The sequence below is a fragment of the Arthrobacter sulfonylureivorans genome (assembly GCF_022637435.1).
In the GTDB taxonomy this organism is placed as follows: domain Bacteria; phylum Actinomycetota; class Actinomycetes; order Actinomycetales; family Micrococcaceae; genus Crystallibacter; species Crystallibacter sulfonylureivorans.
Genome location: NZ_CP093326.1, coordinates 3,509,936 through 3,535,630, shown reverse-complemented (window position 1 = coordinate 3,535,630; position 25,695 = coordinate 3,509,936). Strand labels below are relative to the sequence as shown.

The following is a 25,695-nucleotide window of genomic DNA, read 5'->3' as shown; positions in this document are numbered from 1 at the left end:
CAGGTCAACGGGAGATGCGATCGAGACTCCAGGTTGGGCACCGAACCCTAGGGTTCTTTGGTGACTCCATTGCCCCACGAAGCTGTACGGGCAATATCCTGGCCAGCCTCAAGCAACCGCCCGTCTCGCGACGAATCCCCTCACCGGTGAGCCTTTCCCGCCGTCGTTGCAGTCCTGTTCCATAGCTTTTTCACAGTTTGGCCACAGTAGGGTCCTATGGCCCGGCCCGACAGTGGAGGTATTGCAAGCAACCCTGCTAGATCCCATCGTCCGCACCATGGTGTAACAACGGCTCCGGCCGCCGGTTCCGCTGCGGAGTCGACGGCGGCCGGGTCTGCCAAACAAGCGACCTGCGTCCAAGACGCAGGATTGGGGGAGTCGACATGCGACGTGCAGAATCCGTTCCGCAGCGTTTCCAGAACCATCCTGATCGAGGCACCCGGCTATGGGCCGTTGCGCTGTGCGCGGTACTGGTCGGCGGCGTTGCCGCCTGTTCGGACGAGCCGCGGCCGCCGGTGCAGGTGGATACCCCGCCGGACCCGTCTTTCGTGCGGGAAGTGGTAGATCCCAGTGGGCTGAGGCGGCACTTGGAGGCGCTGCAGGCGGCGGCAGATGCGAACGGCGGGAACCGGGCCGACGGCACCGGGGGCTACGAGGCATCCGCGGCGTACGTCGAGGAGCAACTTCGTGCGGCGGGGTACGAGCCGCGGCGGCAGGAGTTCAGCTACGGCCGGCGCAACCCCGTGGATGCGTTCAACATCCTGGCCGACACCGGCAGCGGCTCAGGGGGCGTGCTGGTGCTCGGCGCGCACCTGGATTCGGTGGAGGAGGGGCCCGGACTCAACGACAACGGCAGCGGGGTCGCCGCAGTGCTCGAGGTCGCGCTGCGGCTCGCGGAGCAGGGCGCCGTGTCGCGGGACCGGATCCGATTCGCGTTCTGGGGCGGTGAGGAAGACGGAATGCACGGCTCGGAACACTACGTCGAGGAGCTCTCCGGCGCGGAGGCCGCCGCGCACGTCGCGTACTTGAACGTGGACGTGGTGGGCTCGCCGAACGGGGTCGTGTTCGTGTATGACGGCGACGGCTCGGACAGCGAGGAGGCCGGGCCCGAGGGGTCGGGCGCCGTCGAACAGGCCTTCCTCGACATCCTGAGCGCCGAGGGGGTCGAGGCGCTGCCGTTTGGGTTCATCGAGGATTCGGACTACGACGCGTTCGTACAGGGCGGCATCCCGGCCGGGGGCCTGTTCACCGGCGACGCGGGGACCAAGAGCGAGGCCGAGGCGCTCACGTTCGGCGGGCAGGCCGGGGACCAGTACGACGAGTGCTACCACCAGGCCTGCGACACCATCGACAACGTGGACATGGCCGTGCTGGAGCAGATGACCGAAACGCTCATCAGCGCGACCGTCTCGCTCGGCGGCATCGAGGACGGCCTCGCCGAGGGCGCGGCAACGGGGGAGGGCGCCGGCTGAGCCGCTTGCACGTGCGGGTCCTCGGCGGATGAGGATGAACAGATCGGCGTGCCCGAAGGATCTGTACTAAACACCAGCGTGTCCAAATTTCTGGCGGCTGTTCCGCAAACACTGGGAGTCACTAACCGGCCAGGCGATAACGATGAGCGCAGGGCTGGGTTTCAGCTGCATTCTTGAAACTCATCCTCGTGCCGACTCCCGCGGGAGACTCCTTGTCGACTGGCTGGACGGCCGGATGAGGATGCGCCCCCTCGCCTCCGACAAATAGCTGGCATGGACTGGAGTCGGTACGGCTTCAACTGGTGAAAGCACCGAACCTGCGGGCTGTCCCCGAATCTCTGTTACTGCTGCGTCACTGCTGTGTAGTCTTGAAGACAAAGCAAAGGCCCCGGTTCCCTTTGTTTACAAGGGAACCGGGGCCTTCTCAGCTGGCGGTGACGGTGGGATTTGAACCCACGTTGGCTGTTACACCAAACAACATTTCGAGTGTTGCACCTTCGGCCGCTCGGACACGTCACCAACGCGTCAACTTTACCCGCTGTTGGCCCTGAGCCCCAAAACGGTCCGGCGGGACGGCTGAATCAGAGCGGGAGATCGCCGCGGTGGCCCGCAAAGAAGGCTCGCAGCATGGCGGCCGACTCTTCGGCCCGGACGTCGGGGTAGACCTCCACCCAGTGGTTCAACCGCCGTTCCCGCAGGATGTCGAAGACGCTGCCGGCGGCGCCTGCCTTTTCGTCCCAGGCGCCAAAGACCACCCGGGGGATCCGGGCCAGCACAATGGCGCCGGCGCACATGGCGCACGGTTCCAGCGTGACCACCAAGGTGCAGCCGTCCAGCCGCCACGTTCCGAGCTTGCGCGCAGCGTCCCGAATGGCCACCATCTCGGCATGGCCGGTGGGGTCGTGGAGCGCCTCCCGTTCGTTGCGTCCGGAACCCAGCACCTCGCCGTCGGGCCCCACCACCACCGCGCCGATCGGGACATCGAAAGTGTCCAGCGCCAGGCGGGCCTGGTCCAGGGCAAGGCCCATCCAGTGGTGGTGCTGCGGATCAATCGGGCCCATGGCACCATTCTGGCAGGCCGAATGTTTGTCCCTGCTATCCGGCTGCCGGTAGTTTTGTGGAATGCGCGTACTCGAAGTGGACCATCCTCTTGTTGCCCACAAACTCACCGTTCTCCGCGACAAGACCACTCCGTCGCCCGTCTTCCGCCAACTCACCGAAGAGCTGGTGACCTTGCTTGCCTATGAGGCCACCCGTGAAGTCCGCACCGAGCCGGTGGAGATCGAGACACCCGTAACCCGGACCATCGGCACCGCTTTCACCAAGCCGACCCCGCTGGTGGTGCCGATCCTGCGCGCCGGCCTCGGCATGCTCGAGGGCATGACCAAGCTGGTGCCGACCGCCGAAGTCGGTTTCCTGGGTATGGCCCGCAACGAGGAAACCCTGGACGTGATCACCTACGCCGAACGGCTGCCGGCCGACCTCACCGGACGCCAGGTGTTCGTGCTGGATCCGATGCTGGCCACCGGCGGCACGCTGCGCGAAGCCATCAAGTTCCTCTTCGCCCGGGGCGCCGCCGACGTGACCTGCATCTGCCTCCTCGCCGCACCCGAAGGGCTGCAGGCGCTGCGCGACGAACTTGAGGAAACCAACGTCTCGATCGTGGTGGCCTCCATCGACGAGAGGCTGAATGAGAAGGCGTACATTGTGCCCGGACTCGGCGACGCCGGCGATCGGCTCTACGGCGTGGCGGGCTGACCTCGGCCCGAAATCGCGGCGTCTGCAGACGCTGCTCGGCCCCTGCCCCACGTCCGCGGCTGCTACGCGACATATGTCCACATTTTGGACACCTTGCGAACGCAAGCGTTTTCGTTCTAACCCGCCCTCCAGACGGCCACAGAGCCTCTTTCGTGAATATTTATGCGGCGAAAGCCTGAAGCAATCACTTTGGATTGATATTTATTCACCCCGGATGGTGTGATCCCTCGCACAAAAGTGCCGGTTCGTCTCAGTATGTGAGATAAGCAGGCTTATATTACTTGCACGTAAGCTTTGTTACGAGGAAACTCATGGTTGTGAACAACAACGCAACAGCATCTGCAGCCGCAGCCTTCAGTTACGGGGTGTCTCCCGGCGGACTGATGGACTGTTGCCGAATGCAGGCCTAACTCACCACCCCTCGAGTTATCCAGGCAATTCAACTGTCCAACGGCGGGCGCCAGAAACACATCCCGTGCGGGCATGCCATGCATTCGCGCCGCGATGACGGCCATTCACACATGAGGTTCTCAATGTCAGTTTCATCCGGATACGTCCACATCTCCGTCCGTAACGCACAGAACCGTGCGGCCGCCGCCCAGCGTCAGGCCGCCGGAGCGCACCAGCAGTTCGCCGGACAACCGCACCACCAGGGGGAGCAGCAGCCCTACCGCGTGCTGCGTGCGGTTCCGGGCCAGTACGACGCCGGCGCCGCCAACCCGACCACGGCACCGACTCCCGTGGTCACCCCCAATGGAATTCCAGGTCCGCAGGCGGTCTCCAACGACACCGTTGCCCGCGGGTTCGTTCTCTATGTGGGCCTCGACGAGGAAGCCGCCGCTGCCCAGGGAACCACGCTGAGCAAACTGGCCGCCCAGGTCCGCGCCTATGTGCAGTCGCTTGCCGCGGATGCCCAGACCCACGGGGCAGTAGCCCTGGCCCCGGTCGACGCGCCGGGCGAAAACATCGACGTGGTCCGCCAGGCCCTTGGTGACCCCACTGTCAGCCGCCGTCCGCGCACGCCGGCGGTGGAGATCCAGCGCCAGCCGCAGCAGGCTTCGCATGCCAGCCGGCCCAGCGGTGTGCTGATCGATCTGTCCCGCCGCGAGGTGCACCTGGACGGCGAGACCCTCAACCTGACGTTCAAGGAATTCGAGCTGCTCAACTACCTGGTGGAGAACGCCACCCGTACCGTGGGCCGCGAAGAGCTGCTCTCCGGGCTGTGGAAGAACGCCGAGGAAGTTCCGAACGAACGCACCATCGACGTGCACATCCGCCGGCTTCGGTCGAAGCTGGGCCGCTTGGCCAACACCGTGCGCACCGTGCGCGGCCAGGGCTACCGGTTCTACGAGCATCCGGAAGTAGTCGTCTGGGCTGCGCCGGAGTACTCGATCTAGTTTTCCCACCTTCGCACCCCGGCTCCCGGATTCCCCGGGAGCCGGGGTGTTTTTTGTCCCCTCACCACTCGTGGCCGCTCCGGTCGCCGGGGCTAGAGACCGTATTTTTCGAGGAGGCGGAGCCAGACTTCGCTGATGGTGGGGTAGGAGGGGACTGCGTGCCAGAGGCGGTCCAGCGGGACTTCGCCGACCACGGCGATGGTGGCCGCGTGCAGCAGTTCGCCGACGCCGGGGCCGGCCAAGGTCATGCCCACGATCACCTTGCGCTCCTCGTCCACCACCATCTGCGCCCAGCCTTGGTAGCCGTCGGCGTAGAGCGAGGACCCGGCGACGGCGATTGGCAGCTCGGTGGTCGAGATGCTCAGCCCGCGCTCCCTGGCTTGGGCTTCGGTCAGGCCGACGAACGCGACCTCCGGATCGGTGAAAACCACTGAGGGAACCGCCGCGTCGTCGGCCGTGCTGGCATAGCGGCTCCACGGTTCCGGATCGCCGTCCAGTTCGCCGGCCGCGCGGGCCGCGATCGCCTCTCCGGTGGTGCGTGCCTGGTATTTGCCCTGGTGAGTCAGCTGCGCCTTGCCGGCCGCATCGCCCACCGCATAGAGCCAACCACCGTCCACGCCGGGGACCCGGCCGCTGGCGTCCACGCCGAGATGCTTTGGATCCAGTCCCAGCCCCTCGAGGCCGAGCCCGGAGAGGGCCGGATGCCGGCCGCTGGACACCAGCAGTTTGGCTCCCGTGACCGTGTCCGCCGTCCCCGTCTCCCCGTCCGCACCCGCCGCAGTCAGCGTGAGGGTGACGCCGCCGTCGTACGCGTCCGCACGGGAGCTCGCGGTGCGCAGGCGGATCCGCACCCCGTCGCGGCGCAAGCCGGCTTCCACCAGCCGTCGGGCCGGTTCGGGAAACTTCGCCAGCAAATCGCCGCGGGCCACCAGCGTGACGTCGGTGCCCAGCCGGGCATAGGCCTGGGCCAACTCGCAGCCGGAGACGCCGCCGCCCAGCACCAGCAGGCTCTCCGGGACCTCCCGCGCAGAAGTGGCCTCGCGGGTTCCCCAAAAATCGATCGCGTCCAACCCGTCCACCCGCGGCACCGTGGGGACGGATCCAGTGGCCAGCACGACGGCGTGGCGCGCGGTAATGCGCGTCTGCGTCCCGTCGTCGTCCGTGACCGTCACCTCACGCGGACCGCTGAGCGCGGCGGTGCCGCGGATCAATTCGATGCCCGCCCCGTCCACCCACTTCACCTGGGAGGAGTCGTCCCAGTTGGAGGTGAACGAATCTCGGCGGGCCAGCACCGCGTCGGTGTCCAGGCTGCCGGTCACGGCCTGGGCGGCGCCCTGGACGCTGCGGGCCGCCTGCAGCAACGTGCCGGGACGCAGCAGGGCCTTGGACGGCATGCAGGCCCAATAGGAGCATTCGCCGCCCACCAGTTCCGATTCCACCAGAATGGTTTTGAGTCCGCCGCTGGCGGTGCGCTCCGCCGCATTCTCGCCGACCGCGCCGGCACCAATCACCACAACGTCCGCTTCACGTGTTTGCTCAGGCATGTGCCGAGCCTTGCACCGCGGCGTTGCGGTGGCAAGGGGGCTACTACACTCGTGGTGTGAACGACCACCACCTGAAGAAGCTGATGATCATGCGCCACGCCAAGGCCGCGTGGCCGCTGGGGGTCGAGGACCACGAGCGGCCGCTGGCCAAGCGCGGGCACGACGAGGCGCCGCTGATCGGACGCTGGATGGTGGAGCACAACTCCATCCCGGACTTCATCCTGTGCTCTTCGGCGCTGCGTACCCGGCAGACCTGCACCTGGGTGTGCAACGAGCTGGGCGAGAAGGCACCGACGCCGATGCTCTCGGACGAGCTGTATGACTCGCCGGGGGCGCGGGTGCTGTCCGAGATCAACCAACTGCCGGACACGATCACCTCGCTGCTGGTGGTGGCCCACATGCCGGCGGTGCAGGATCTGGCGATGCGACTGGCGTCGGTGGAGTCGGACGAGGAGGCCGTAATGGACATGGCCACCCACTACCCGACGTCCGGCCTGACGGTGCTTCAGCATGCCAAGAGCTGGGCCGAACTGGACGGACGCGACGCGGCGGTCACCAATTTCGTGGTGCTGCGCTGACCGGACCCAATCAACTGCGCAGATAACGCCCATTCCTAGCGCTGAAAAGGGCGTTATCTGCGCAGCCGAATTTCAGAGGGGCAGTGGCGCAGGTCAGACACGGACGCGGCGCAGCTTGTCCGGGTTCCGTACCAGATAGATTTCCCGGACCAGGCCGCCGTCGATCCTGAAGCTCGCCACCGTATCCACCGCGCCGTCAGCATCGACCGCGACCAGCGCAGGCAGCCCGTTGACCTCGGCCACGTGCAGTTGGACCGGGGTGTCGGGTTTGCTGGTGACGCCGAGCAGGAAGCGAAGCACCTTCTCCACCCCCAGGATGGGCCGCAGCGCCGCCGACTTCTGCCCGCCTCCGTCGCTGGTGAGGACGACGTCGGGTGCCAGCAGTCCCAGCAGCGGCTCGACCACCCCGGTGCTGGCCGCGCGCAGGAACTGCTCGGTAATCCGCCTGTGCAGGGCCGGATCCACCTGGTTCCTGGCCTGCCGGCTGGCCACGTGGGCGCGGGCGCGCGACATTAGCTGCCGCACGGCGGCCGGAGAGCGGTCCAGCGTGCTGGCGATCTCCGGCGCCGGATAACCGAACACCTCGCCCAGGATGTAGGCGGCGCGCTCCAGGGGTGAGAGCTGTTCCAGGACCACCAGCATGGCCAGCGAAACATCGTCGGCCAGCACAGCGGCCTCGTCGGGTGCAGGGGATGCCGTCGTGCCCGGCGGGCTGCTGACCGGTTCGGGCAGCCATGGGCCCACGTACTCTTCCCGACGCCGCTGCTGCGTGCGGATTTGGTTGAGCGCCAGGTTGGTCACCGTCCGCAGCAGGTAGGCGCGCGGCTCCCGGACCTCCTCGAGGGGGACCTCGGCAAAGCGCAGCCAGGCCTCCTGGACCACGTCTTCTGCGTCCGCCGCGCTGCCCAGTAACCGGTAGGCCGCCCCAAAAAGCAGCCCTCGGTGTTGTTGGAACACGTCAAGGTTGGGCTCCGTCGTCGTCACTTCAGCCTCCAATGCTGCACGTTTCCTTAAAGCCCTGGCTCGTCAGGCCCATGGCGGCATTCACTCTGGAACGCTGGTTCTCCACGCCAATCAGGTACGTCAGTTCGGCCAGCTGCGCCGGGCTCAGGTTTTGCCTCAGCCTATCCACAAGTTCATCGGTGACGGTCGGCGGCGTGGCCGTCATGGCTTCGGCATATTCAAGTACGTCGCGCTCCGCTTCGTTGTACACGGTGGCCGTGCGCCACTGGGGGACGGACCGAAGCTTGGCCGGATCAACGCCTTGGTGGTGATACTCCCAGTAGCCAAAGTCCATGCACCAGCTGCACCCGACCGCGGCGGAGGCGCCCATCACGGCCAGCGCGCTCAGCGTGGGTGGGACGGATCGGAACTTGCCGACGGCGGTTTCGTGCCGCAGCCAGGCGAACAGCACCCGGCGGTTGTGCATCATGGCCAGGCCGGGATCCAGTACCTTGCCGTACTTGTGCCTGCTGTAGCCGGTCATGATTCGCAGGAACAGGCTGGGCTCGTGGTCCAGCGGGATGCGTGCCATGTGGTCCTCCTCGTCGCTTCCCCGTGAACTGGGGGTTTCAAGGAAGACACCGTAGGGCCGGTCCGGTGTGACATCGCCGCAAAGCGGGCATAAAAAATGCGGCCCGGTCAGTGACCGGGCCGCATCATGTGGTGCGCCCAGAGGGATTCGAACCCCCGGCCTTCTGTTCCGTAGACAGACGCTCTATCCAGCTGAGCTATGGGCGCTTGGCCTCGCGGCCGGATACAACTGTAGCGTGTTTACCGGGCGGTCGCCAAATCGAGGCGCGGGTGCCCGGCTCCGGCCCGGAATTCCGGGCCTTTGGGGTCCTGGGGCCCGGCCGACTCCGCGAGAACGCCATATGAACTAGACCGGTCTATATGACCTTAATCACATATTTGACGGCGGTCACATCTAAAATCCGCGGATTCGCGGGGCTCAACCTACTCGACCCCGCCGAGATGGGTTCACGGGCCCCCGACTGGTCTAGCCGGTGGCCCATAGCATCGATACACACCACTGGCCCAAGAAAGGGATGAGTCATGGGCGATACAACGCGTCAGCCGGTTCTTGAGGAAACACTTGGGGACGCCCCAACTACACATGCAAAGCTTCTGGCCTGGGTTGCCGAAGTTTCCGAGCTGACGCAGCCCGACTCTGTGTATTGGGTGGACGGCTCCGAAGAGGAATACGCACGTCTGACCGACCACCTGGTCGAGGCCGGAACGCTGCAGCGATTGAACCCGGAGCTGTTCCCGAACTCGTTCGTCGGTTCTTCCGACCCCAAGGACGTGGCCCGCGTTGAAGAGCGGACCTTCATCTGCTCCGAGAAGGAAGCGGACGCCGGGTTCACCAATAACTGGATGGACCCCGCCGAGATGAAGGCGATCCTCCGGGAACGCTTCGCCGGCAGCATGCGCGGACGCACCATGTATGTGATCCCGTTCGTGATGGGTCCGCTGGACGCCGAGCAGCCGCAGTTTGGCGTGGAGATCACCGACTCCGCCTACGTGGTCGCCTCCATGCGGATCATGGCCCGGATCGGCACCGACGTGCTGCGCAAGATGGAAGCCGAGGACGCGTTCTTTGTCCCCGCGCTGCATTCCGTCGGCGCCCCGCTGGAGCCCGGCGAGGCGGACGTCGCCTGGCCGTGCAACGAGGAGAAGTGGATCGTCCACTTCCCGGAAGAGCGCTCCATCTGGTCCTACGGCTCCGGCTACGGCGGCAACGCGCTGCTGGGCAAGAAGTGCTACGCCCTGCGTATCGCCTCGGTGATTGCCCGTGACGAAGGCTGGCTGGCCGAGCACATGCTCATCCTCAAGCTCACCAGTCCGGAAGGCAAGGCCTACAACGTTGCGGCCGCCTTCCCCTCTGCTTGCGGCAAGACCAACCTGGCGCTGCTGGATCCCACCGTCGAAGGCTGGAAGGCCGAGACCCTCGGCGATGACATCAACTGGATGCGCATCGGCAAGGAGGGCGAGCTGCGAGGCGTGAACCCGGAGTACGGCCTGTTCGGCGTTGCACCGGGAACCGGCTGGGGCACCAACCCGAACGCCATGCGCGCCATCGCCAAGGGCAACTCCATCTTCACCAACGTGGCATTGACCGACGACGGCGGTGTCTGGTGGGAGGGCATGACCGAGGAAGTGCCGGCTCACCTCACCGACTGGGAGGGCAACGACTGGACGCCGGATTCCGGCCGCCCCGCCGCCCACCCGAACTCGCGCTTCTGCACCCCGATCTCGCAGATCGACATGCTGGCCCAGGAGTACTACAGCCCGGACGGCGTGGAGATCCACGCAATCCTCTTCGGCGGCCGCCGCAAGACCACCATCCCCCTGGTCACCCAGGCCCGCTCCTGGACCAACGGCATCTTCATGGGCTCCACGCTGTCGTCGGAGACCACCGCGGCCGCATCCGGCGCCGTCGGTGTGGTCCGCCGCGACCCGATGGCCATGCTTCCCTTCATCGGCTACAACGCCGGCGACTACCTCAAGCATTGGGGCACCATCGAAGCCAAGGCCAACCCGGAACGACTGCCCAAGGTCTTCCTGGTCAACTGGTTCCGCCGCACGGCCGACGGCGGCTTCGCCTGGCCGGGCTTCGGCGAGAACTCCCGCGTGCTCAAGTGGGCCATCGAGCGCATCGAGGGCACCGCGGATGCCAAGGAGACCCCGATCGGCTACATCCCGACCGGGGAGTCGATCGACCTCACCGGACTGGACATGACTCCGGAGCAGGTGGAAGAAGCCGTCAAGGTGGATCCGGCCGAGTGGAAGGAAGAGCTCAAGGGCATCGAGGAGTGGTACGCCCGCTTCGGCGACGCGCTGCCCGCCGAGCTGGCCGCCGAACTGAAGCAGCTGCAGGCCCGCTTCGCCTGAGCGAATAACCAGCGGCCTCCCCGGAGGCCCACGGATGAGACCCCGCGCCGATGCGCCGGGGTCTCATCCCTTTTAACCCGCATCCCGCGCGCCATCTGATCGTCAGGACCTTTGCGGTCTAGACCACCGAGGCGTGATGGTGTCCGCGCTGCAGGCGGGGGCACCCGTTCCCGCATCCGGACACCAAAAAGCCGGCGGGCCGGTGGCTTCCGCCGGACCGCCGGCTGGGTGTGGCATCGCAGCCGCCGCACCCCGGGAGAAAGGTGAAAGGGAACTCCCGGGATGCTTTCGAGGTAGCCGGCCTTGATCCGGCAGCAGGTGCCTTAGTTGGCCGAAGCCAGCCACAGGTCCGGGCCGAAGACCTCGTAGTGGACCTTCGTGGCAGGGATGCCGGCGTCGATCGCCTGGCTGCGGATCGACTTCATGAACGGCAGCGGACCGCAGACGTAGACCGATGCGTCGGTCGGCAGCACCACATCCTGCAGGGTCATGAAGCCGGCGTTGAAGCCTTCGGTCGGCTCTTCCAGCCAGAGCTGGAGGTTGGCACCGTCCAGCTTCTCGACGTCCGCGGTCATCTGTTCGCGCAGGGCCCACGCGTCCAGGCTCTTCTCTGCATGCAGCACGATCACTTCGCGATCCGACCCCTGCATGGCCAGCAGCCGCAGCGCGGAGGCCGACGGAGTGCAGCCGATGCCGGCGGTGGCGAAGACCAGCGGCCCATCGCCGTCGTCCAAGGTGACGTCCCCGTAGGGGTTGGACAGCTCCAGCACGTCGCCCACCTGCACGTCGTTGTGCAGGACCGGGGAAACCTCGCCGCCGTCGTCGCGCTTGGTGGTTAAGACACGGCGGGTGGTGGATTCGACGTCCGAGCTGAGCGAGTACTGCCTGACCTGGCGCAGCCCGTCTGAAAGCGTGACCTTGACCGAGACGAACTGGCCCGGCACCGCAACGGTGGCGCGGGTGTCGTCGGCCGGTTCCAGCACGAAAGTCATGCAGCCGATGCCAGCCGGGTTCTTCTCCACGACCTTCCATGGGGTCCACATCTTGTCATTGGCCTGCCGCGCGTAGAGGCCCTTCTCCAGCTTGATCAGGGCGTCGGCCATCAGCCAATAGACCTCGGTCCAGGCTTCGGCGATTTCTGCCGTGATCACGTCGGCCAGCTCTTCGGCAATCGCTTCGAAGAGGTACTTGTAGACGATCTGGTACTGGTCCTCGGTGATGCCCAGCGAGGTGTGCTTGTTGGCGATGCGGCTGAGCATTTGCTCCGGCACCAGGTCCGGGTTGGCAACCAGCGCGGAGGCGAAGGCCGCGATCGAGCCGGCGAGGGCTTTCTGCTGCTCGCCGTTGCGCTGGTTCGCGCGGCTGAACAGGCCGTCCAGCAGTTCCGGATGGGCGGCGAACATCCGCGAGTAGAAGTTGGGGGTGATGCTCCCGAGCCGCTCGCCGACGAGGGGCAGGGTGGCTTCGATGATGGGGCGGGATTTCTCCGAGAGCATTGCTACTCCTTGCTGAGGGAATCGTTACGAGATCAAAGTAGCACCGCAAATGCCGATTTAAATCCATATTTCTACGCATCGTAGAAAAGATCGGCGGAACAGTGCGGATCAGGCCGGCCGACGGGTGAGCAAGGTCACAAACACCGGCTCCATTTGTGACTGGTGCGGCAGTGCTGACACCACTACGGAGTCGAGTTCGCGGTAAAAAGCTTCGCGCGCCCGGCGCAGCGCCCCGCGCAGCCCGCAGTTGTTGTTCAGGGGGCAATCGCCATGGGCGGACTCGCAATCCACCAGGTCCTCGCGCGCATCCAGGGTGCGCAGCACGCCGCCCACCGTCGCCGCCCGTCCGGCTGGGCTGATCCGCACGCCGCCCGACCGGCCCCGCACCGCCTCGATGAGCCCCATCCCGCGCAGCTTCAGCACAGCCTTGCTGACGTGGTTGTACGGCGTTCCGACGCCGTCGGCAATGGCCTGCGTGGTCATCAATTCTCCGTCCGGGGCCGCGGAGAGCAGCATCAGTGCCCGCAGGCACACATCGGAGAAGGCATTGATACGCATGCTTGCAATATTAGCCGTCCGCTCTTGACAAAAGCTGCGGCTGTGCCGCCAGTCACGGGGTGGGCGCGTTGGCGCGGTGGCGTCAGGCGCTTGTCATGACGACGACGGCGGAGCGCGGCAGGCTGCTCAGCCCTCCGCCGGTCCGGCTTCTTCGGCGGGTTCCTGATCGGGCCAGACGAGGCGTTCCTGCGGATCCACGAAGGGGTCCGGGTAGCTCCACTTGCCATCGTCGTCGTGATGGTAGGGCTGGATGGCGGAGACGGCTACGCCCGAGGAATGCTCCACGGCGATCTGGATCGCGTCTGCGTCCTCTTCGGGCAGGAAGATGTCGCTGATTACCGCGACGGCGCGGAAGTCGCCGCGTTCCTGCCGGAGCGTGGCATAAAGATCCTCGATCATGCCGTCCACATTGACCTCGTCCGCTTCGGTTGCCTCCGCGTCGAGGTCATCGGGGGAGACCACCACCAGGCGCAGTCCGCCGTCGCGCGTGGTGACCAGCGCCGCGGGCAGGAACGCTCCGTGGTCGGCCAACTGCTCCTGCGCCACGCCCAGCCCGGTGCCGAACAGGGTGTCGATATCGGCAAGCACTTCGGACGGAATGCCGTCGCGCCACGACGCACTCATGCTGCTTCCCGGACCCGGGCCAGGACGTGTTCGCGGAGGGTGTTGAGCAGGGCCGGGTTGGTGGCCTCGGCGTTCAGGCGCAGGAACGGTTCGGTGTTGGAGGGGCGCAGGTTGAACCACCAGGATCCGTTGTCGGCAATCACGGTGGTGCCGTCGAGGCGGTCCACGTTCACTCCTGTTCCCGCGTAGGCGGTGGGGCAAGTGGCGGCGGTGGCGGCAGTCCCGCCAGCGGCCGGGTGGGCGGCCAGCGCGGGCGCAAAGTCGGCCAGCACGCGGGCGACGGCGGCGGCCTTGTCCTCGACCTGCGAGTTCAATTCGCCGGTGGCGTGATAGGGGTCGTATTCGGCGGCCAACTCGGACAGCGGCGCCCGCTGTTCGCCGAGCGCGGCCAGCACATGCATGGCGGCCAGCATGCCGGTGTCGGCGTTGTAGAAGTCACGGAAGTAGTAGTGAGCGGAATGTTCGCCGCCGAACACAGCCTTTTCCTCCGCCATGTGCGCCTTGATGAACGAGTGGCCCACCCGGGTGCGCACGGCCCGGCCGCCGGCGGCGGAAATGGTTTCGGGTACGGCGCGGGAGGTGATCAGGTTGTGGATCACGGCCGGGTGCTCTTCGCCGGCGGCCTGGGCGCGGGCAATCTCCCGGCGGGCCACCAGTGCGGTGACCGCCGAGGGGGAGACCACGGTCCCGGTGTCGTCGATGACAAAGCAGCGGTCGGCGTCGCCGTCGAAGGCCAAGCCGATGTCCGCCCCGTGCTCGCGGACTGCTGCCTGCAGGTCCACCAGGTTTTCCGGTTCCAGCGGGTTGGCCGGATGGCTCGGGAAGGTACCGTCCAGCTCAAAGTACAGCGGCACAATCTCCAGCGGCAGCGCCGGCAGGAAGCTGTCGCCGAGCACAGCGGGTGTGGTCATTCCGGCCATGCCGTTGCCGGCGTCGACCACCACTTTCAGCGGGCGGATGCCGGTCAGGTCCACCAGGGAGCGCAGGTACCCTGCATAGCCGGAGAGCACGTTGGTTTCGGCGATGGTCCCCGTTTCGGTGCCGTCGGGAATGCCGGTTTCCAGGTATTTCTGCGCGCGGTCGCGGATCTCGAACATGCCGGTGTCGGAGGAAACCGGCACGGCGCCGGGCTTGGCCATCTTCATCCCGTTGTACTGGGCCGGGTTGTGGCTGGCGGTGAACACCACGCCGGCTGCGTCGAGGGATCCGCAGGCATAGTAGAGCTCGTCGGTGGAGATCAGTCCCAGCATCAGGATGTTGGCACCCCTGCCGGCCGCGCCGTGGGCGAACGCGGCAGCGAATTCCGGCGAGGACGGGCGCATGTCCCCGCCCACCAGCACCGTCTGCCCGGCCAGGGACAGCACGTCCACAAAGGCCGCCCCGGTCGCCTCGACGGTTGCGGCGGTAATGGTCTCGCCCACGATCCCACGGACGTCGTAGGCCTTGAAGGACAGGCCAAGATCTATGCTGCTCACCCCACCAGCTTATAAGGGGCTCCTGTGGAAAAGGGACAGGTTGTCAGCTGCGGCTGGAATACTGGGCAGCATGGCTGAGCGGATCGACGGGACAACGGACATGGCGGCGACGGACATGGCGGCGACGGACATCGCGGCGACGGACATCGCCACACTGGAAACGGCGGCGGCCGGGCCGGACGGCGGTGCCCTGCGCCAGGAGGCCACGGCGCTGCTGCGGGCCCTGGTGGGCCATGACGCGGCGGAGTTCCACGACGGCCAGTTCGAGGCCGTGGAGGCGCTCGTCTCCGGCGGACGCCGGGCCCTGGTGGTGCAGCGCACCGGCTGGGGCAAGTCGGCGGTCTACTTCGTGGCGAGCCTGCTGCTGCGCCGGCGGGGCGCCGGTCCCACGCTGATCGTCTCGCCGCTGCTCGCGCTGATGCGCGACCAGGTGGCCGCTGCCGAACGCGCCGGCGTGCGGGCCGCCGCCATCAACTCGGCCAACCAGCTGGAATGGGGGCAGATCCAGGAGCAGCTGGCCGCCAACACGGTGGATGTACTGCTGGTGTCGCCCGAGCGGCTGAACAATCCGCGCTTCCGGGACGAGCAGCTGCCGCAGCTGGTGAGCAGCTCGGGCCTGCTGGTGATCGACGAGGCCCACTGCATCTCCGACTGGGGCCACGATTTCCGTCCCGACTACCGGCGGATCCGGGACCTGATCGGCCAGCTCCCGGACCGGGTGCCGGTGCTGGCCACCACGGCCACCGCCAATTCGCGCGTGGTCCATGACATCGAAGAGCAGCTCGGCGTGCGTTCCACGGGGGAGCACGACGGCGGGGTGCTCACCATCCGGGGGCCGCTCGCCCGAGCCTCGCTGCGGCTGGGAGTGCTCCGGCTGGCCAGCCCGCGTGCCCGGCTCGGTTGGCTGCTCACCCATCTGAATGACCTGCCCGGCAGCGGAATCATCTACGCGCTCACGGTCTCCGCCGCCGAGGACACGGCCCGGCTGCTGCGTGAGGCCGGCCATGAGGTGGCCGCCTACACCGGCCGCACCGATCCCGCCGAGCGGGAGCAGGCGGAGGCGGCGCTGAAGGAGAACCGGGTCAAAGCGCTGGTGGCTACCAGTGCACTCGGGATGGGCTTCGACAAGCCGGACCTGGGCTTCGTGGTCCACCTAGGTGCACCGAGCTCACCCGTGGCCTATTACCAGCAGGTGGGGCGTGCCGGCCGCGGTACCCCCAACGCCGATGTACTGCTGCTGCCCGGCACCGAGGACCGGGACATCTGGGAGTACTTCGCCACCGCATCGATGCCCAACGAGGGGACCGCCACCGCGGTGCTGCGCGAACTCGCCGCGCCCGGCACGGTGCTGTCCACCGCGGCGCTGGAGACGCTGGTGAACCTGAAGCGGTCCCCGCTGGAGCTGCTGCTGAAGGTCCTGTCCGTGGACGGCGCGGTGCGCAAGGTCAGCGGCGGCTGGGAGGGAACCGGCCAGCCCTGGGCCTATGACGCGGAACGCTATGGGCGCATTGCGCAGGCCCGGGTGGCCGAACAGAACGCCATGCTGGACTACGAGAACACCTCCGGCTGCCGGATGGAATTCCTGGCCAGCGCGCTGGACGACCCGGCCGCTGCTCCGTGCGGGCGCTGCGACAACTGCGCCGGGTCGTGGTACTCGGACAGCATCGCGGCCGAAGCCACCGAGAGCGCCGGCGCCGCCCTGCAGCGAGCCGGCGTCGAACTGGAGCCGCGGGCCATGTGGCCCAGCGGGATGGACAAGCTGGGCGTGCCGGTCAAGGGCAAGATCCCGCCGGCCGAGGCCAACGGCAGCGGCCGGGCGCTGGCACGCCTGACGGATCTGGGCTGGGGCGGGCAGTTGCGGGAGGTCTTTGGCACCGATGCTCCGGACCGAGAGGTGCCCGCCGGCATGCTCAAAGCCTGCGTGCAGGTCCTGGCCCAGTGGGGTTGGGCGCAGCGGCCGGTGGCCATCGTGAACGTGCCGTCGCGGAGCCGGCCGCTGCTGGTGCAGTCGCTGGCCCGCGGCCTCTCGGACATTGGCCAGTTGCCGTATCTCGGCGAACTCGCTGTCCCGCACGGCGGCCCCCGCAGCGGCCCCGGCGGCAACAGCGCCTTCCGGCTGGCCGATGTCTGGGACCAGTTCCACGTCCCCGACGGCGGTGAAGCATGGCTGGCGCAGAATCGAGGCCCCGTGCTGCTTGTCGATGACCTCGCCGACAGCCGCTGGACCCTCACCGTGGCCGGCCGCGCGCTGCGCCTGGCAGGGGCGGAAGCGGTGCTGCCCTTCGTGCTCGCGCTCAAGGGCTGAACCCTCCTCGTCGGCACGAGGCGCCGGAGGTGCAAACGCGCCGCCGGCGCATGCCACGTGCGGTGGAATATCGTGGTGCCATGACCAGCCGGATAGCTGCCATAGCCATCGACGCGGTTCGCCCCCGGGTGGTGGCCGACTTCTGGTGTGCCGTCCTCGGCTGGCACGTTGTCGAAGAGGAGGACGGCTTCATCAGCATTGCGCCCCAGGATGCAACATGGCCCACCATCGACGTCGCGCCGGTGCCTGAAAGCAAGACCATCAAGAACCGGCTGCACTTCGATCTGCGGGCCGACGGCGTGTCCACCGCGCAGGAGCTTGAGCGACTGCTCGCCCTGGGCGCCCGGCGCGCGGAAGTGGGCCAGGACCCGGACGTCAGTTGGGTGGTCCTCAGTGATCCCGAGGGCAACGAATTCTGCCTCCTGTCCCGTTCCGTCCAGGACGTCGAAGACCAGGAATGACCTCGGCGCCATGACCTTGGGTGGGTGCCGACGGCGCCGGCACAATCCCATAGATCCAGTGAAGGCGGCGGCACGTTGACGATTGGCCTCGCCGGGGCCACAATCACATCAGCACGCTCAGCCTGGAACGGCCCTGACCACTAGTGCTGGTGTGTTGGTGGCGGTTCCTGGCATCAAAGGGAGGTCGCCGGGCATGGCCGAGAAGATCGTCAAGCACCTGAGCGTCGAGGAGCGTGCATCCCAAGGCAAGGAATGCCGCCAGAAGACGCCCGTCTCCAGCCACACGGACTGGGTTCCCGCCGCCGACCGACCCGATCCCATTGCACTCCTCGAGGAACAGAACCAAACCAGGGAACAGGACCTCGTGCCGGTGCGCCACGGCCGGATGCTCGCCTCACCGTTCACGTTTTACCGGGGTGCTGCCAAGATCATGGCCGCCGACCTGAAGGACACGCCGCGGGCCGGCCTGATCTCCCAACTGTGCGGGGACGCCCACTTGTCCAACTTTGGCGTGTTTGCCTCGCCCGAGCGAAACCTGCTGTTCGACCTGAACGACTTCGACGAGACACTTCCGGGGCCGTTCGAGTACGACGTCAAACGCATGTCCGCGAGCTTCACCATCGCAGCCCGGAACAACGGGTTCAGCAAGGACGAAACACACGACGTGACACTCACGGCGGTTCGGGCTTACCGCGAAGCGATGGCCCAGTTCGCGCAAATGGGCGACCTGGACATTTGGTATGCACGCCTGTCCGAGGAGCAGTTGGTGGAAGCCATCGACCTGGCCGCGGCATCTCAAAAGGGCAAAGCCCTCAAGAAGGCAGCCAAGGGCATGGGAAAGAAGGCCCGACAGGGCCTCGCAAAGGCCCACGCTCGAGACAGCCTGCATGCACTCTCCAAGCTCGCCGAGCTCGTGGACGGGAGGTACCGCATTGTCAGCCAGCCACCCATAGTCATTCCCGCACGGGACCTGCCAGCTTCGTATGGCATGTCTGGCGATGAGGTCCAGCACCTGATTCGTGAACAGCTCCGGTCCTACCGGGCCACGCTGCAGGACGACAGGCGTCACCTGCTGGAACAATTCGAAGTCATCGACATCGCCCGCAAGGTCGTGGGCGTCGGCAGTGTCGGTACGCGGGCGTTTATCGCCTTGCTCCAGGGCCGCGACCAACAGGATCCGCTTTTTCTCCAGGTCAAGGAAGCTACGGGATCGGTGCTCGAGGACCATTTGCCGAAGAGCAAGTTCCGGCAGCCGGGCGAGCGCGTGGTGCAGGGGCAGCGGATGATGCAGGCAGCCAGCGACATCTTCCTGGGCTGGACCAAGGGCGCGCAGGACAACCGGTACCTGTATTGGCGCCAACTGCGGGACATGAAGGGTTCAGCCGTGGTGGAAGTGATGAAGCCGCGCGGCCTGACGTTCTATGCCAACGCCTGCGGCTGGACACTGGCACGCGCACACGCCCGATCGGGTGACCCGATCGCGATCGCCGCCTATCTGGGCAAGAGCACCAAATTCGACGTCTCGATCACCGATTTCTCCGAGCGTTACGCGGACCAGAACGACAAGGACTACCAGGCCTTTACCGAAGCGGTTCGGACCGGCCGGCTCGAAGCGGTCGAAGGCGTCTAAGAGGTTCCGCAGGACCGTGCGGGCCACGTTCAATGCCGCGCCATGTGTCCCCGCCACTTCCAATGTATCGCGCAGAAGGGGGCTTGCGGCAAGGCCCCCTTCGTGCCCCAAACTAGCTCGGATGTGCCCGGGAAGCGGTGTACGGAAAAGCGTGGAGAGGCGGTGGTTGCGGTGGCCGCTGTGATCGTTGCGGGAAGCGGTCCGACCGGGATGATGCTCGCCGCAGAGCTGACCCTGGCGGGAGTGGATGCGGTGATGGTGGAACGCCGCGCCAGTCCGGAGTTGGTGGGCTCGCGTGCGGGCGGGTTCCACTCGCGGACCATCGAAATCCTCGATCAGCGCGGGATCGCCGACCGGTTCCTCGCCGAGGGGCAGCGCGTCCAGGCAGCGTTCTTCGGAAACACGAAGCTGGACGTGAGCGACTTTCCTACCCGGCACCCTTACACGCTTGGCCTATGGCAGAACCATATTGAGCGGATCCTGGCCGGCTGGATCGAGGAGCTGGGCGTGCCGGTCCAACGGGGGCTCGTGGTGGCGGGTTTCGGCCAGGACCACAGCGGGGTGGATGTGCAGCTCGCCGACGGCGGCCTGATGCACGCGCAGTACCTGGTCGGCGCCGACGGCGGGCGAAGTACGGTCCGGAAGGCAGCCGGCATCGAGTTCCCCGGTTGGGATGCGACGAGGAGCAGCCTGATCGCGGAAGTGGAAGTGACCGGAGAGACGCCGCTGGGCGCGCGCATCGACGAGGTGGGGATCCACGGGCTGCACCTGATGGAGGACGGGCGAACCACGCGGGTGATCGTGACCGAGAAGGAACTTGGGCCGGCAACCGAGCCCACCCTGGCCGACCTCGCCAAGGCGCTGACCGAGATCTATGACACCGACTTCGGGGTCCACCATCCGAGCTGGATTTCCCGGTTCACCGACGCCACACGGCAGGCCGCCGCCTACCGCAGCGGCCGCGTGTTGCTGGCCGGCGACGCCGCGCACATCCATGCTCCGTCCGGCGGGCAGGGAATCGGGCTCGGCATCCAGGACGCCGTGAACCTCGGCTGGAAGCTCGCCCAGGTGGTCAAGGGCACGGCGCCGGACAGCCTGCTGGATACCTACCACGCCGAGCGGCACCCGGCCGGAGCCCTCGCGCTGAAGCACACGATGGCGCAGTCGCTGATGCAGCGGGCCGACCCGCGGATCGGCGCGTTGGCCGATACGGTGGCCGGACTGTTGACGATCGACGAGGCAAGGAAACAGGTGGCCGGGCTCATTACCGGATTGGACGTCCATTACGACCTCGGCGAAGGGCACCCGCTGCTCGGGCGGCGGATGCCCGATCTCGACGTCCTCACCGCCAACGGCCCGCTGCGTGTTTTCACCTTCCTGCACCAAGCCCGTGCGGTACTGCTCAACCTCGGCACGCCGGGCAGCATCGAATTGGGTCCGTGGGCGGATCGGGTGCAGTTGGTGGATGCCACGTACGACGGCGAGTGGGAGCTGCCGGTGATCGGCCCGGTCGGCGCCCCCGCGGCCGTGCTGATCCGGCCCGACGGGTATGTCGCGTGGACGGGAGACGGGGCTCAGCCCGGGCTTCAGGAGGCACTGGCCAGTTGGTTCGGGCCCGCGCGCTAACACCCCTCACGCAAAAACTCCCCCGGTTTCCCGGGGGAGTTGACGCGGAGACGGGGGGATTTGAACCCCCGGTCGAGTTTAACCCCGACCCTTCATTAGCAGTGAAGTCCATTCGGCCGCTCTGGCACGTCTCCATACGCTATTGCTAGCCACACAAGACTACCCAGAACCAAGGGTCAAGAGCAAAACCGCCGAACGGCCTAACTTCTCAGCGCCCGCCACAGGAAGGTGTGCGAGAGCGCCTGCAACCGGGCGGTTTGCTTGTTGTCGCTGGCGCCGGCGTGGCCGCCCTCCAATGCCTCGTGGAACCAGACGTTCTCCACACCCAGCTCCAGCATCCGCGCGGCCATTTTCCGTGCCTGTACCGGGCCCACCCGGTCGTCCGAGGTGGCGGTCCAGATCAACGCATCGGGATACTCGGTGCCCGGCTGGAGCAGGTGGTAGGGCGAGAAGGTGCGGATGAACTCCCACTGGGCCGGATCCTCCGGGTCCCCGTACTCGGCAATCCAGGAGTAGCCGGCGGAGAGCTTGGTGTAGCGGGCCATGTCCAGCAGCGGCACCCCGCAGGACACCGCGCCAAACAGGTGCGGGTAGCTGGTCAGCATGTTGCCCACCAGCAGGCCGCCGTTCGATCCGCCCGCACAGCCCAGCCGCTCCCGCCGCGTGACGCCGCGGTCCATCAGGTCCTGCGCCACCGCGGCGAAGTCCTCGTAGGCCCGGTGCCGGTTGGCCTGCAGCGCCGCCCGGTGCCATCCCGGACCGTACTCGCCGCCGCCGCGGATATTGGCCACCACGTAGACACCGCCGCGGCCGTCCGCGGTGCGCTGTTCCAGCCATGCCCGGCCCACGGTGCCGCTGTAGCCGGGTGTCCTGGCGATCTCGAACCCGCCGTAACCCGAGAGCAGCACGGGATTGCCGCCGTCGTGCTTGAGGTCTTTGGGCGCCACCTGGAAGTAGGGCACCTGGGTGCCGTCCTTGGACGTGGCGAAGTGCTGCTGGACCTCGTAGGCAGAAGCATCAAAGTACGACGGCGAAGCCTTGACTTCCGCTGCCGGCCCGCCGATGGTGCCGCGCGAGAGGGTGGACGGCGTGAGGTAGCCGGTGGCCACCAGCCAGTAGTCGTCGGAATCCTCGTCATCCACCGCCGAGGCATCCACGGCGTGCAAGGCCGGGCAATCCTGCAGCTCCGAGGCGGACCAGCCGGCCGCCGGATCAAGCACGCGCACCTGCGAGGACACATCGTGCAGCAGGTTCAGCAGCAGGTAGTTCATCGTCCAGCTCCAGGACTGCAGCGAGGTTGCCGCATCCGGGGCGAACAGCACCCGCACGCTGCGGTCACCGGCCAGGAAGGCCTCCAGATTCGCGGCCAGCAGCGAGCCCGCGGGGTGGACGGTGCCGCCGAGCTCCCAGTCGCCCTGCGGCCTCATCAGCAGCCACTGGTAATGGATGTCCACGTTCACATCGGTGGGCACGTCGATGGGCAGCCAACCGCCGTCGCGCCGGAGGTAGGTGCGGTAGTTGAAGAAGTCGACGACGTCCACCGCCACGTCGCGTTCGAAGCCGGGGGTGGAGTCGTGGCCCACCTGGGCCAGCATGTGGTCCTCGGGGACGGCGAAGTATTCTTCGGCCGCAGCGGGAGACTGGCCGCGTTGCAGGATCCGGCTGGTCCGCGGGTAGGAGGACGTGGTCAGCGAGCCGGGGCCGAAGTCGGTGCCCAGCAGGATCCGGTCCTGGTCCAGCCAGGAGACGTAGCTCTTGGCTACCGGGATGTCGAAACCTCCGGTGACGAAGGCGCGGTCCTCGACGTCGAACTCTCGCAGCCGCACGGCGTCGCCGCCGTCGGGCGAAAGCCGCAGCATGGCCCGCCGGTAGCTGACGCCGTCGGCCGGCCGCAGGAAGGCGGAGCCGGCGTAGACCCACTCGATGCCCTCGGCCGCGGCCAGCGCATCCACGTCCAGCAGGATCTCCCACGCGGGGGAGTCGGTCAGGTAGCTCTCCCAGGTGGTGCGCCGGAGCAGCCCGCGGGGATTCGCCTTGTCGCGCCAGAAGTTGTAGTAGTAAGCGCCGCGCTTGGTGACGGCGGGGATCCGGTCCTCCGCGTCCAGGACCTCCAGGATGCCGGCTTCCAGTGCCGTGAACTGCCCGTCCACCAGCTTGTCCTCGGTGCGCCGGTTCTGTCCCTTCACCCATTCCAGCGGCTTCTCACCGTAGATGTCCTCTAGCCAGATGAAGTCGTCCTGGGGCAAATGCGTGCTGTCCTGCGCGGGATCTTGGGCCATGCCTCCATCCTAGGCATGCAGCCGCGGCCGCTCCGGCGCCCTCGCGGCTGAGAGCCAGCGCCATGACCTCCGGGCGGAGCCCGCTGTCTCCGACCTGCGTTACGTTGTCCTCCGGCCGGAGCGCTCGCCGGGCATTGACCTGCGGGGCTTGTGACCGATCGGCGGACAGTATGCGCCACATCATCCTCCACTGGTAAGCAAAGCTGGCGCTGCTTCGCTCCGATGGGCCGGGACCACTGGGGTCGCCCAAGCAAGCAAAAGGAATGCTGGCCCTTCCACGACGAATGTGGCGCCCACTGTACAAGCGGGGGAGTTTGGCGCCCGCCCACTGTACAAGCGGGGGAGGATTTCGCTCATTGTCCAAGCCGACGAATGTGGCGCCCACTGTACAAGCGGGGGAGGATTTCGCTTATTGTCCAAGCCGGGGAATGTGGCGCCCACTGTACAAGCGGGGGAGTTTGGCGCCCGCTAGCCAGGCCTCGACCAGGTCGCGCGGTCCCAGTTCCCTTCCGCGAGGCAGCCCAATCGGGTTCCCGCGGCCGGGCCCGGCCCCCGCCCGACCGGCCGCCCGGCAGGCCGTAGGCTAGAAAGCGTGGATAATCCGGGCATTTTTCGAGTAGCGATCGTGGGCGCCGGCCCGCGGGGAACCTCCGTGTTGGAACGATTGTTGTCCAACCAGCAGGCACGCGGCGGAGCCCGGCTGCGGATCCATCTGGTGGATCCGTTCCCGCCCGGGCCGGGGCATGTCTGGCAGCCCGGCCAGTCCCGATTGTTCCTGATGAACACGCCCTGCCTGTTCCCCACGGTGGTGCCGGCACCCGGGACCGAGCACGTGGGACCCGAGCCCGTAGCCGGGATGACTTTCGAGGCCTGGCGCTCCGCGGTAGCGGCCGGCAGTCTTCCGGAGGTGCCGCCGGACGACGCCGAGGAGGCGGCGGCGCTGGGACCGGCCGATTTTCCCAGCCGCGCGCTCTATGGGCGCTACCTGGCCTGGACCTTCGCACACCTGGCCTCCCGAACCGGAGCTGATGCCTCGCTGACCGTTCATGCGGCGGAAGCCACCGGCCTGGCCCGGCACGACGGCGGGTGGCAGCTTGAGCTGAGCGACGGCACCACCCTGCCGGCTGACGCCGTGGTGCTGGCGCTGGGGCATGTGCCTGCTGCGCTGAACCCTGAGCAGCAGCAACTCCAGGATGCGGCGGCGCGGAATGGCCTGCACTACCTGGCGCCCAATGTGCCGGCCGACGTGGACTGGGGCCGGCTCCCGCCAGGGCGCACCGTGTTGGTACGCGGAATGGGCCTGAACTTCTTCGACCTGATGGTCCAAGTGACCGAAGGCCGCGGCGGCCGGTTCGTGCCCGCAACGGACAGCGAGCCGCTGACCTACCTCCCGTCGGGAAAGGAACCGCGGCTGGTGGCCGGGTCCCGGCGCGGCACCCCCTACCGGGCGAAGGCCAGGATCAAGAGCTACATACCGGCGGGCGTGGAGCTGCGGCACTTCACCACGCACGCGGCCCGCCTGTTTGCCGAAGCCGGCGTGCAGCCCGGCTTCGACCACGACCTGTGGCCCATGCTGCACCGCGACGTTTATTGGACCTATTACTCCACCCTGGCCCGGGTGGCACCGGAGTGCCTGAAGGTGGCGCCGCAGGAGCTGCTGGCAGGGCTGGACCAGTTGCTGGCGGAGAAATTGGAGCCAGGAAACCGCACGCTGCTAACGCGGGTTCGGGCGTACCTGGCCGAGCGGGTCAGCGAGGACAGGTTGCTGGACGTGGAGGCGTTGGCCAAGCCCTTCAGCAGCCGCAAATTCAGTTCCGCAGCGGAATATCAGCAGGCGGCGCTGGACTATCTGGACGCCGACGCGGAGGGCTCTGCGCGCGGCACCGAAGATCCGCTCAAGATGGCAGTCGGGGCCCTGAACGCCGGCCGCTCGCTGCTCAAGAAGATTGTGGCCGACGGCGGGATCACCGAGGAATCCTGGCTGGCGGAGTTGCGCGGCTGGTTCGAACCGCTGGTCGAGGGGCTGGCCAGCGGACCGCCGGCCCAGCGCATCGAGCAGTTGGCTGCCCTGGCGCGGGCCGGCATCGTCCAGTTTGCGGGCCCTGAGCCGGTGTACCAAGTGGATCCGGACACCGGCCGCTTCCGGGTCACCTCGCCGTGGGTCGACGGTGCCGAATACAGCGCCGCCTACCTGGTGGAGGCGATGATGCCGGCCAACCGGGTGGCGCATAACCGGTCGCCGCTGCTGCGCCGGATGTTGGAGGACGGCCTGGCCAGGCCCAAGCTGATGATTGGACCCAACGGAGCGCCGGTGACCGGCTCCGGCCTGGACGTCACGCAGCCGCCGTACCGTCCGCTGGACCGGAACGGGCAGCCGGTCCAAAACCTGTACGTGATCGGACTGCAGCTGTCTTCGGTGCAGTGGGGAACGTCCATTGCCGCCGAAGCCGGAGCCTCCGGCGAGACCGGCGGCCGGACGTTGCAGGACGCCAACCGGATAGCCCGCGCCATCTTGGACACAGCCGAGACCAGAAGCCTGGCCGAGCCGGCACAGGCGGGCACCGCCGTCGTTGGCAGCGGGAGCAAGGGCCGCTGACG

At 67.2% G+C, this 25,695-nt stretch carries 19 protein-coding genes and 3 tRNA genes; 10 read left to right on the top strand and 12 right to left on the bottom strand.

Annotation, left to right across the window (positions count from 1 at the left end; all coding sequences use genetic code 11):
- Positions 1-383 precede the first annotated feature (383 nt).
- Positions 384-1,472, top strand: a complete 1,089-nt coding sequence (locus tag MNQ99_RS16300; RefSeq protein WP_241913673.1) for a M20/M25/M40 family metallo-hydrolase — start codon at positions 384-386, stop codon at positions 1,470-1,472.
- Between the two features lie 429 nt (positions 1,473-1,901).
- Here MNQ99_RS16300 and MNQ99_RS16295 read toward each other — a convergent pair.
- Both MNQ99_RS16295 and tadA read right to left on the bottom strand, forming a co-directional pair.
- A tRNA-Ser gene (locus MNQ99_RS16295) sits at positions 1,902-1,991 on the bottom strand.
- A gap of 62 nt (positions 1,992-2,053) precedes the next feature.
- The gene (tadA, locus tag MNQ99_RS16290; protein WP_241913672.1) at positions 2,054-2,533 is read right to left on the bottom strand and encodes a tRNA adenosine(34) deaminase TadA; all 480 of its coding nucleotides are present in this window, start codon (positions 2,531-2,533) and stop codon (positions 2,054-2,056) included.
- Positions 2,534-2,594: 61 nt separating this feature from the next.
- Between tadA and upp the strand changes: the two genes are divergently transcribed.
- Together upp and MNQ99_RS16280 are read left to right on the top strand one after the other, a co-directional pair.
- Positions 2,595-3,230 (top strand): uracil phosphoribosyltransferase, encoded by a 636-nt coding sequence (gene upp / locus MNQ99_RS16285; RefSeq protein ID WP_241913671.1) that lies wholly within the window; start codon positions 2,595-2,597, stop codon positions 3,228-3,230.
- 533 nt (positions 3,231-3,763) lie between these two features.
- On the top strand, positions 3,764-4,627 hold the full coding sequence (locus tag MNQ99_RS16280; RefSeq protein WP_127513312.1) for a winged helix-turn-helix domain-containing protein: 864 nt from the start codon (positions 3,764-3,766) through the stop codon (positions 4,625-4,627).
- A 92-nt stretch (positions 4,628-4,719) separates the two neighbouring features.
- Here MNQ99_RS16280 and MNQ99_RS16275 read toward each other — a convergent pair whose 3' ends face one another.
- A complete protein-coding gene (locus MNQ99_RS16275; RefSeq protein ID WP_241913670.1) occupies positions 4,720-6,171 on the bottom strand; it encodes a dihydrolipoyl dehydrogenase family protein in 1,452 nt (483 codons plus the stop codon).
- Between the two features lie 56 nt (positions 6,172-6,227).
- On the opposite strand from MNQ99_RS16275, the gene MNQ99_RS16270 reads away from it, so the two are divergent.
- Positions 6,228-6,749 carry a SixA phosphatase family protein gene (locus MNQ99_RS16270; RefSeq protein WP_164745446.1) on the top strand — a complete coding sequence of 174 codons (522 nt, stop codon included), beginning with the start codon at positions 6,228-6,230 and terminating at the stop codon, positions 6,747-6,749.
- Positions 6,750-6,842: 93 nt separating this feature from the next.
- Here the strand turns inward: MNQ99_RS16270 and MNQ99_RS16265 are convergent, their stop codons facing one another.
- The 3 genes from MNQ99_RS16265 to MNQ99_RS16255 form a co-directional block, all read right to left on the bottom strand.
- Positions 6,843-7,733 carry an RNA polymerase sigma-70 factor gene (locus MNQ99_RS16265; protein ID WP_241913669.1) on the bottom strand — a complete coding sequence of 297 codons (891 nt, stop codon included), beginning with the start codon at positions 7,731-7,733 and terminating at the stop codon, positions 6,843-6,845.
- A 1-nt stretch (position 7,734) separates the two neighbouring features.
- Complete coding sequence (locus MNQ99_RS16260; protein WP_241913668.1) at positions 7,735-8,283, bottom strand: carboxymuconolactone decarboxylase family protein; 549 nt, start codon at positions 8,281-8,283, stop codon at positions 7,735-7,737.
- Between the two features lie 129 nt (positions 8,284-8,412).
- A tRNA-Arg gene (locus MNQ99_RS16255) sits at positions 8,413-8,489 on the bottom strand.
- Between the two features lie 315 nt (positions 8,490-8,804).
- Between MNQ99_RS16255 and MNQ99_RS16250 the strand changes: the two genes are divergently transcribed.
- Positions 8,805-10,643: a phosphoenolpyruvate carboxykinase (GTP) gene (locus MNQ99_RS16250; protein WP_241913667.1), complete on the top strand. Its 1,839-nt coding sequence runs from the start codon at positions 8,805-8,807 to the stop codon at positions 10,641-10,643.
- 323 nt (positions 10,644-10,966) lie between these two features.
- Here MNQ99_RS16250 and MNQ99_RS16245 read toward each other — a convergent pair whose 3' ends face one another.
- The 4 genes from MNQ99_RS16245 to MNQ99_RS16230 all read right to left on the bottom strand — a co-directional run bounded on the left by MNQ99_RS16245 (position 10,967) and on the right by MNQ99_RS16230 (position 14,796).
- Positions 10,967-12,139 (bottom strand): globin domain-containing protein, encoded by a 1,173-nt coding sequence (locus MNQ99_RS16245; protein WP_241913666.1) that lies wholly within the window; start codon positions 12,137-12,139, stop codon positions 10,967-10,969.
- Between the two features lie 108 nt (positions 12,140-12,247).
- Positions 12,248-12,697 carry an RrF2 family transcriptional regulator gene (locus tag MNQ99_RS16240; RefSeq protein ID WP_127513306.1) on the bottom strand — a complete coding sequence of 150 codons (450 nt, stop codon included), beginning with the start codon at positions 12,695-12,697 and terminating at the stop codon, positions 12,248-12,250.
- A 126-nt stretch (positions 12,698-12,823) separates the two neighbouring features.
- Positions 12,824-13,321 (bottom strand): hypothetical protein, encoded by a 498-nt coding sequence (locus tag MNQ99_RS16235; protein WP_241913665.1) that lies wholly within the window; start codon positions 13,319-13,321, stop codon positions 12,824-12,826.
- Complete coding sequence (locus MNQ99_RS16230; RefSeq protein WP_241913664.1) at positions 13,318-14,796, bottom strand: phosphohexomutase domain-containing protein; 1,479 nt, start codon at positions 14,794-14,796, stop codon at positions 13,318-13,320. Before MNQ99_RS16230 ends, MNQ99_RS16235 begins: the two co-directional genes overlap by 4 nt.
- 115 nt (positions 14,797-14,911) lie before the next feature.
- On the opposite strand from MNQ99_RS16230, the gene MNQ99_RS16225 reads away from it, so the two are divergent.
- From MNQ99_RS16225 to MNQ99_RS16210, 4 genes are all read left to right on the top strand, one after another.
- Positions 14,912-17,101: a RecQ family ATP-dependent DNA helicase gene (locus MNQ99_RS16225; protein ID WP_422387541.1), complete on the top strand. Its 2,190-nt coding sequence runs from the start codon at positions 14,912-14,914 to the stop codon at positions 17,099-17,101.
- An 80-nt stretch (positions 17,102-17,181) separates the two neighbouring features.
- Complete coding sequence (locus MNQ99_RS16220) at positions 17,182-17,562, top strand: VOC family protein (protein ID WP_241913662.1); 381 nt, start codon at positions 17,182-17,184, stop codon at positions 17,560-17,562.
- Positions 17,563-17,755: 193 nt separating this feature from the next.
- The gene (locus MNQ99_RS16215; RefSeq protein ID WP_241913661.1) at positions 17,756-19,192 is read left to right on the top strand and encodes a DUF2252 domain-containing protein; all 1,437 of its coding nucleotides are present in this window, start codon (positions 17,756-17,758) and stop codon (positions 19,190-19,192) included.
- Between the two features lie 162 nt (positions 19,193-19,354).
- On the top strand, positions 19,355-20,818 hold the full coding sequence (locus MNQ99_RS16210) for an FAD-dependent monooxygenase (RefSeq protein WP_241913660.1): 1,464 nt from the start codon (positions 19,355-19,357) through the stop codon (positions 20,816-20,818).
- Positions 20,819-20,863: 45 nt separating this feature from the next.
- Here the strand turns inward: MNQ99_RS16210 and MNQ99_RS16205 are convergent.
- Positions 20,864-20,952 (bottom strand) — tRNA-Ser (locus MNQ99_RS16205).
- A 66-nt stretch (positions 20,953-21,018) separates the two neighbouring features.
- Positions 21,019-23,097, bottom strand: coding sequence for a prolyl oligopeptidase family serine peptidase (locus tag MNQ99_RS16200; protein ID WP_241913659.1), 2,079 nt, complete (start codon positions 23,095-23,097; stop codon positions 21,019-21,021).
- Between the two features lie 592 nt (positions 23,098-23,689).
- On the opposite strand from MNQ99_RS16200, the gene MNQ99_RS16195 reads away from it, so the two are divergent.
- Positions 23,690-25,693 carry an FAD/NAD(P)-binding protein gene (locus MNQ99_RS16195; RefSeq protein WP_241913658.1) on the top strand — a complete coding sequence of 668 codons (2,004 nt, stop codon included), beginning with the start codon at positions 23,690-23,692 and terminating at the stop codon, positions 25,691-25,693.
- Positions 25,694-25,695 lie beyond the last annotated feature (2 nt).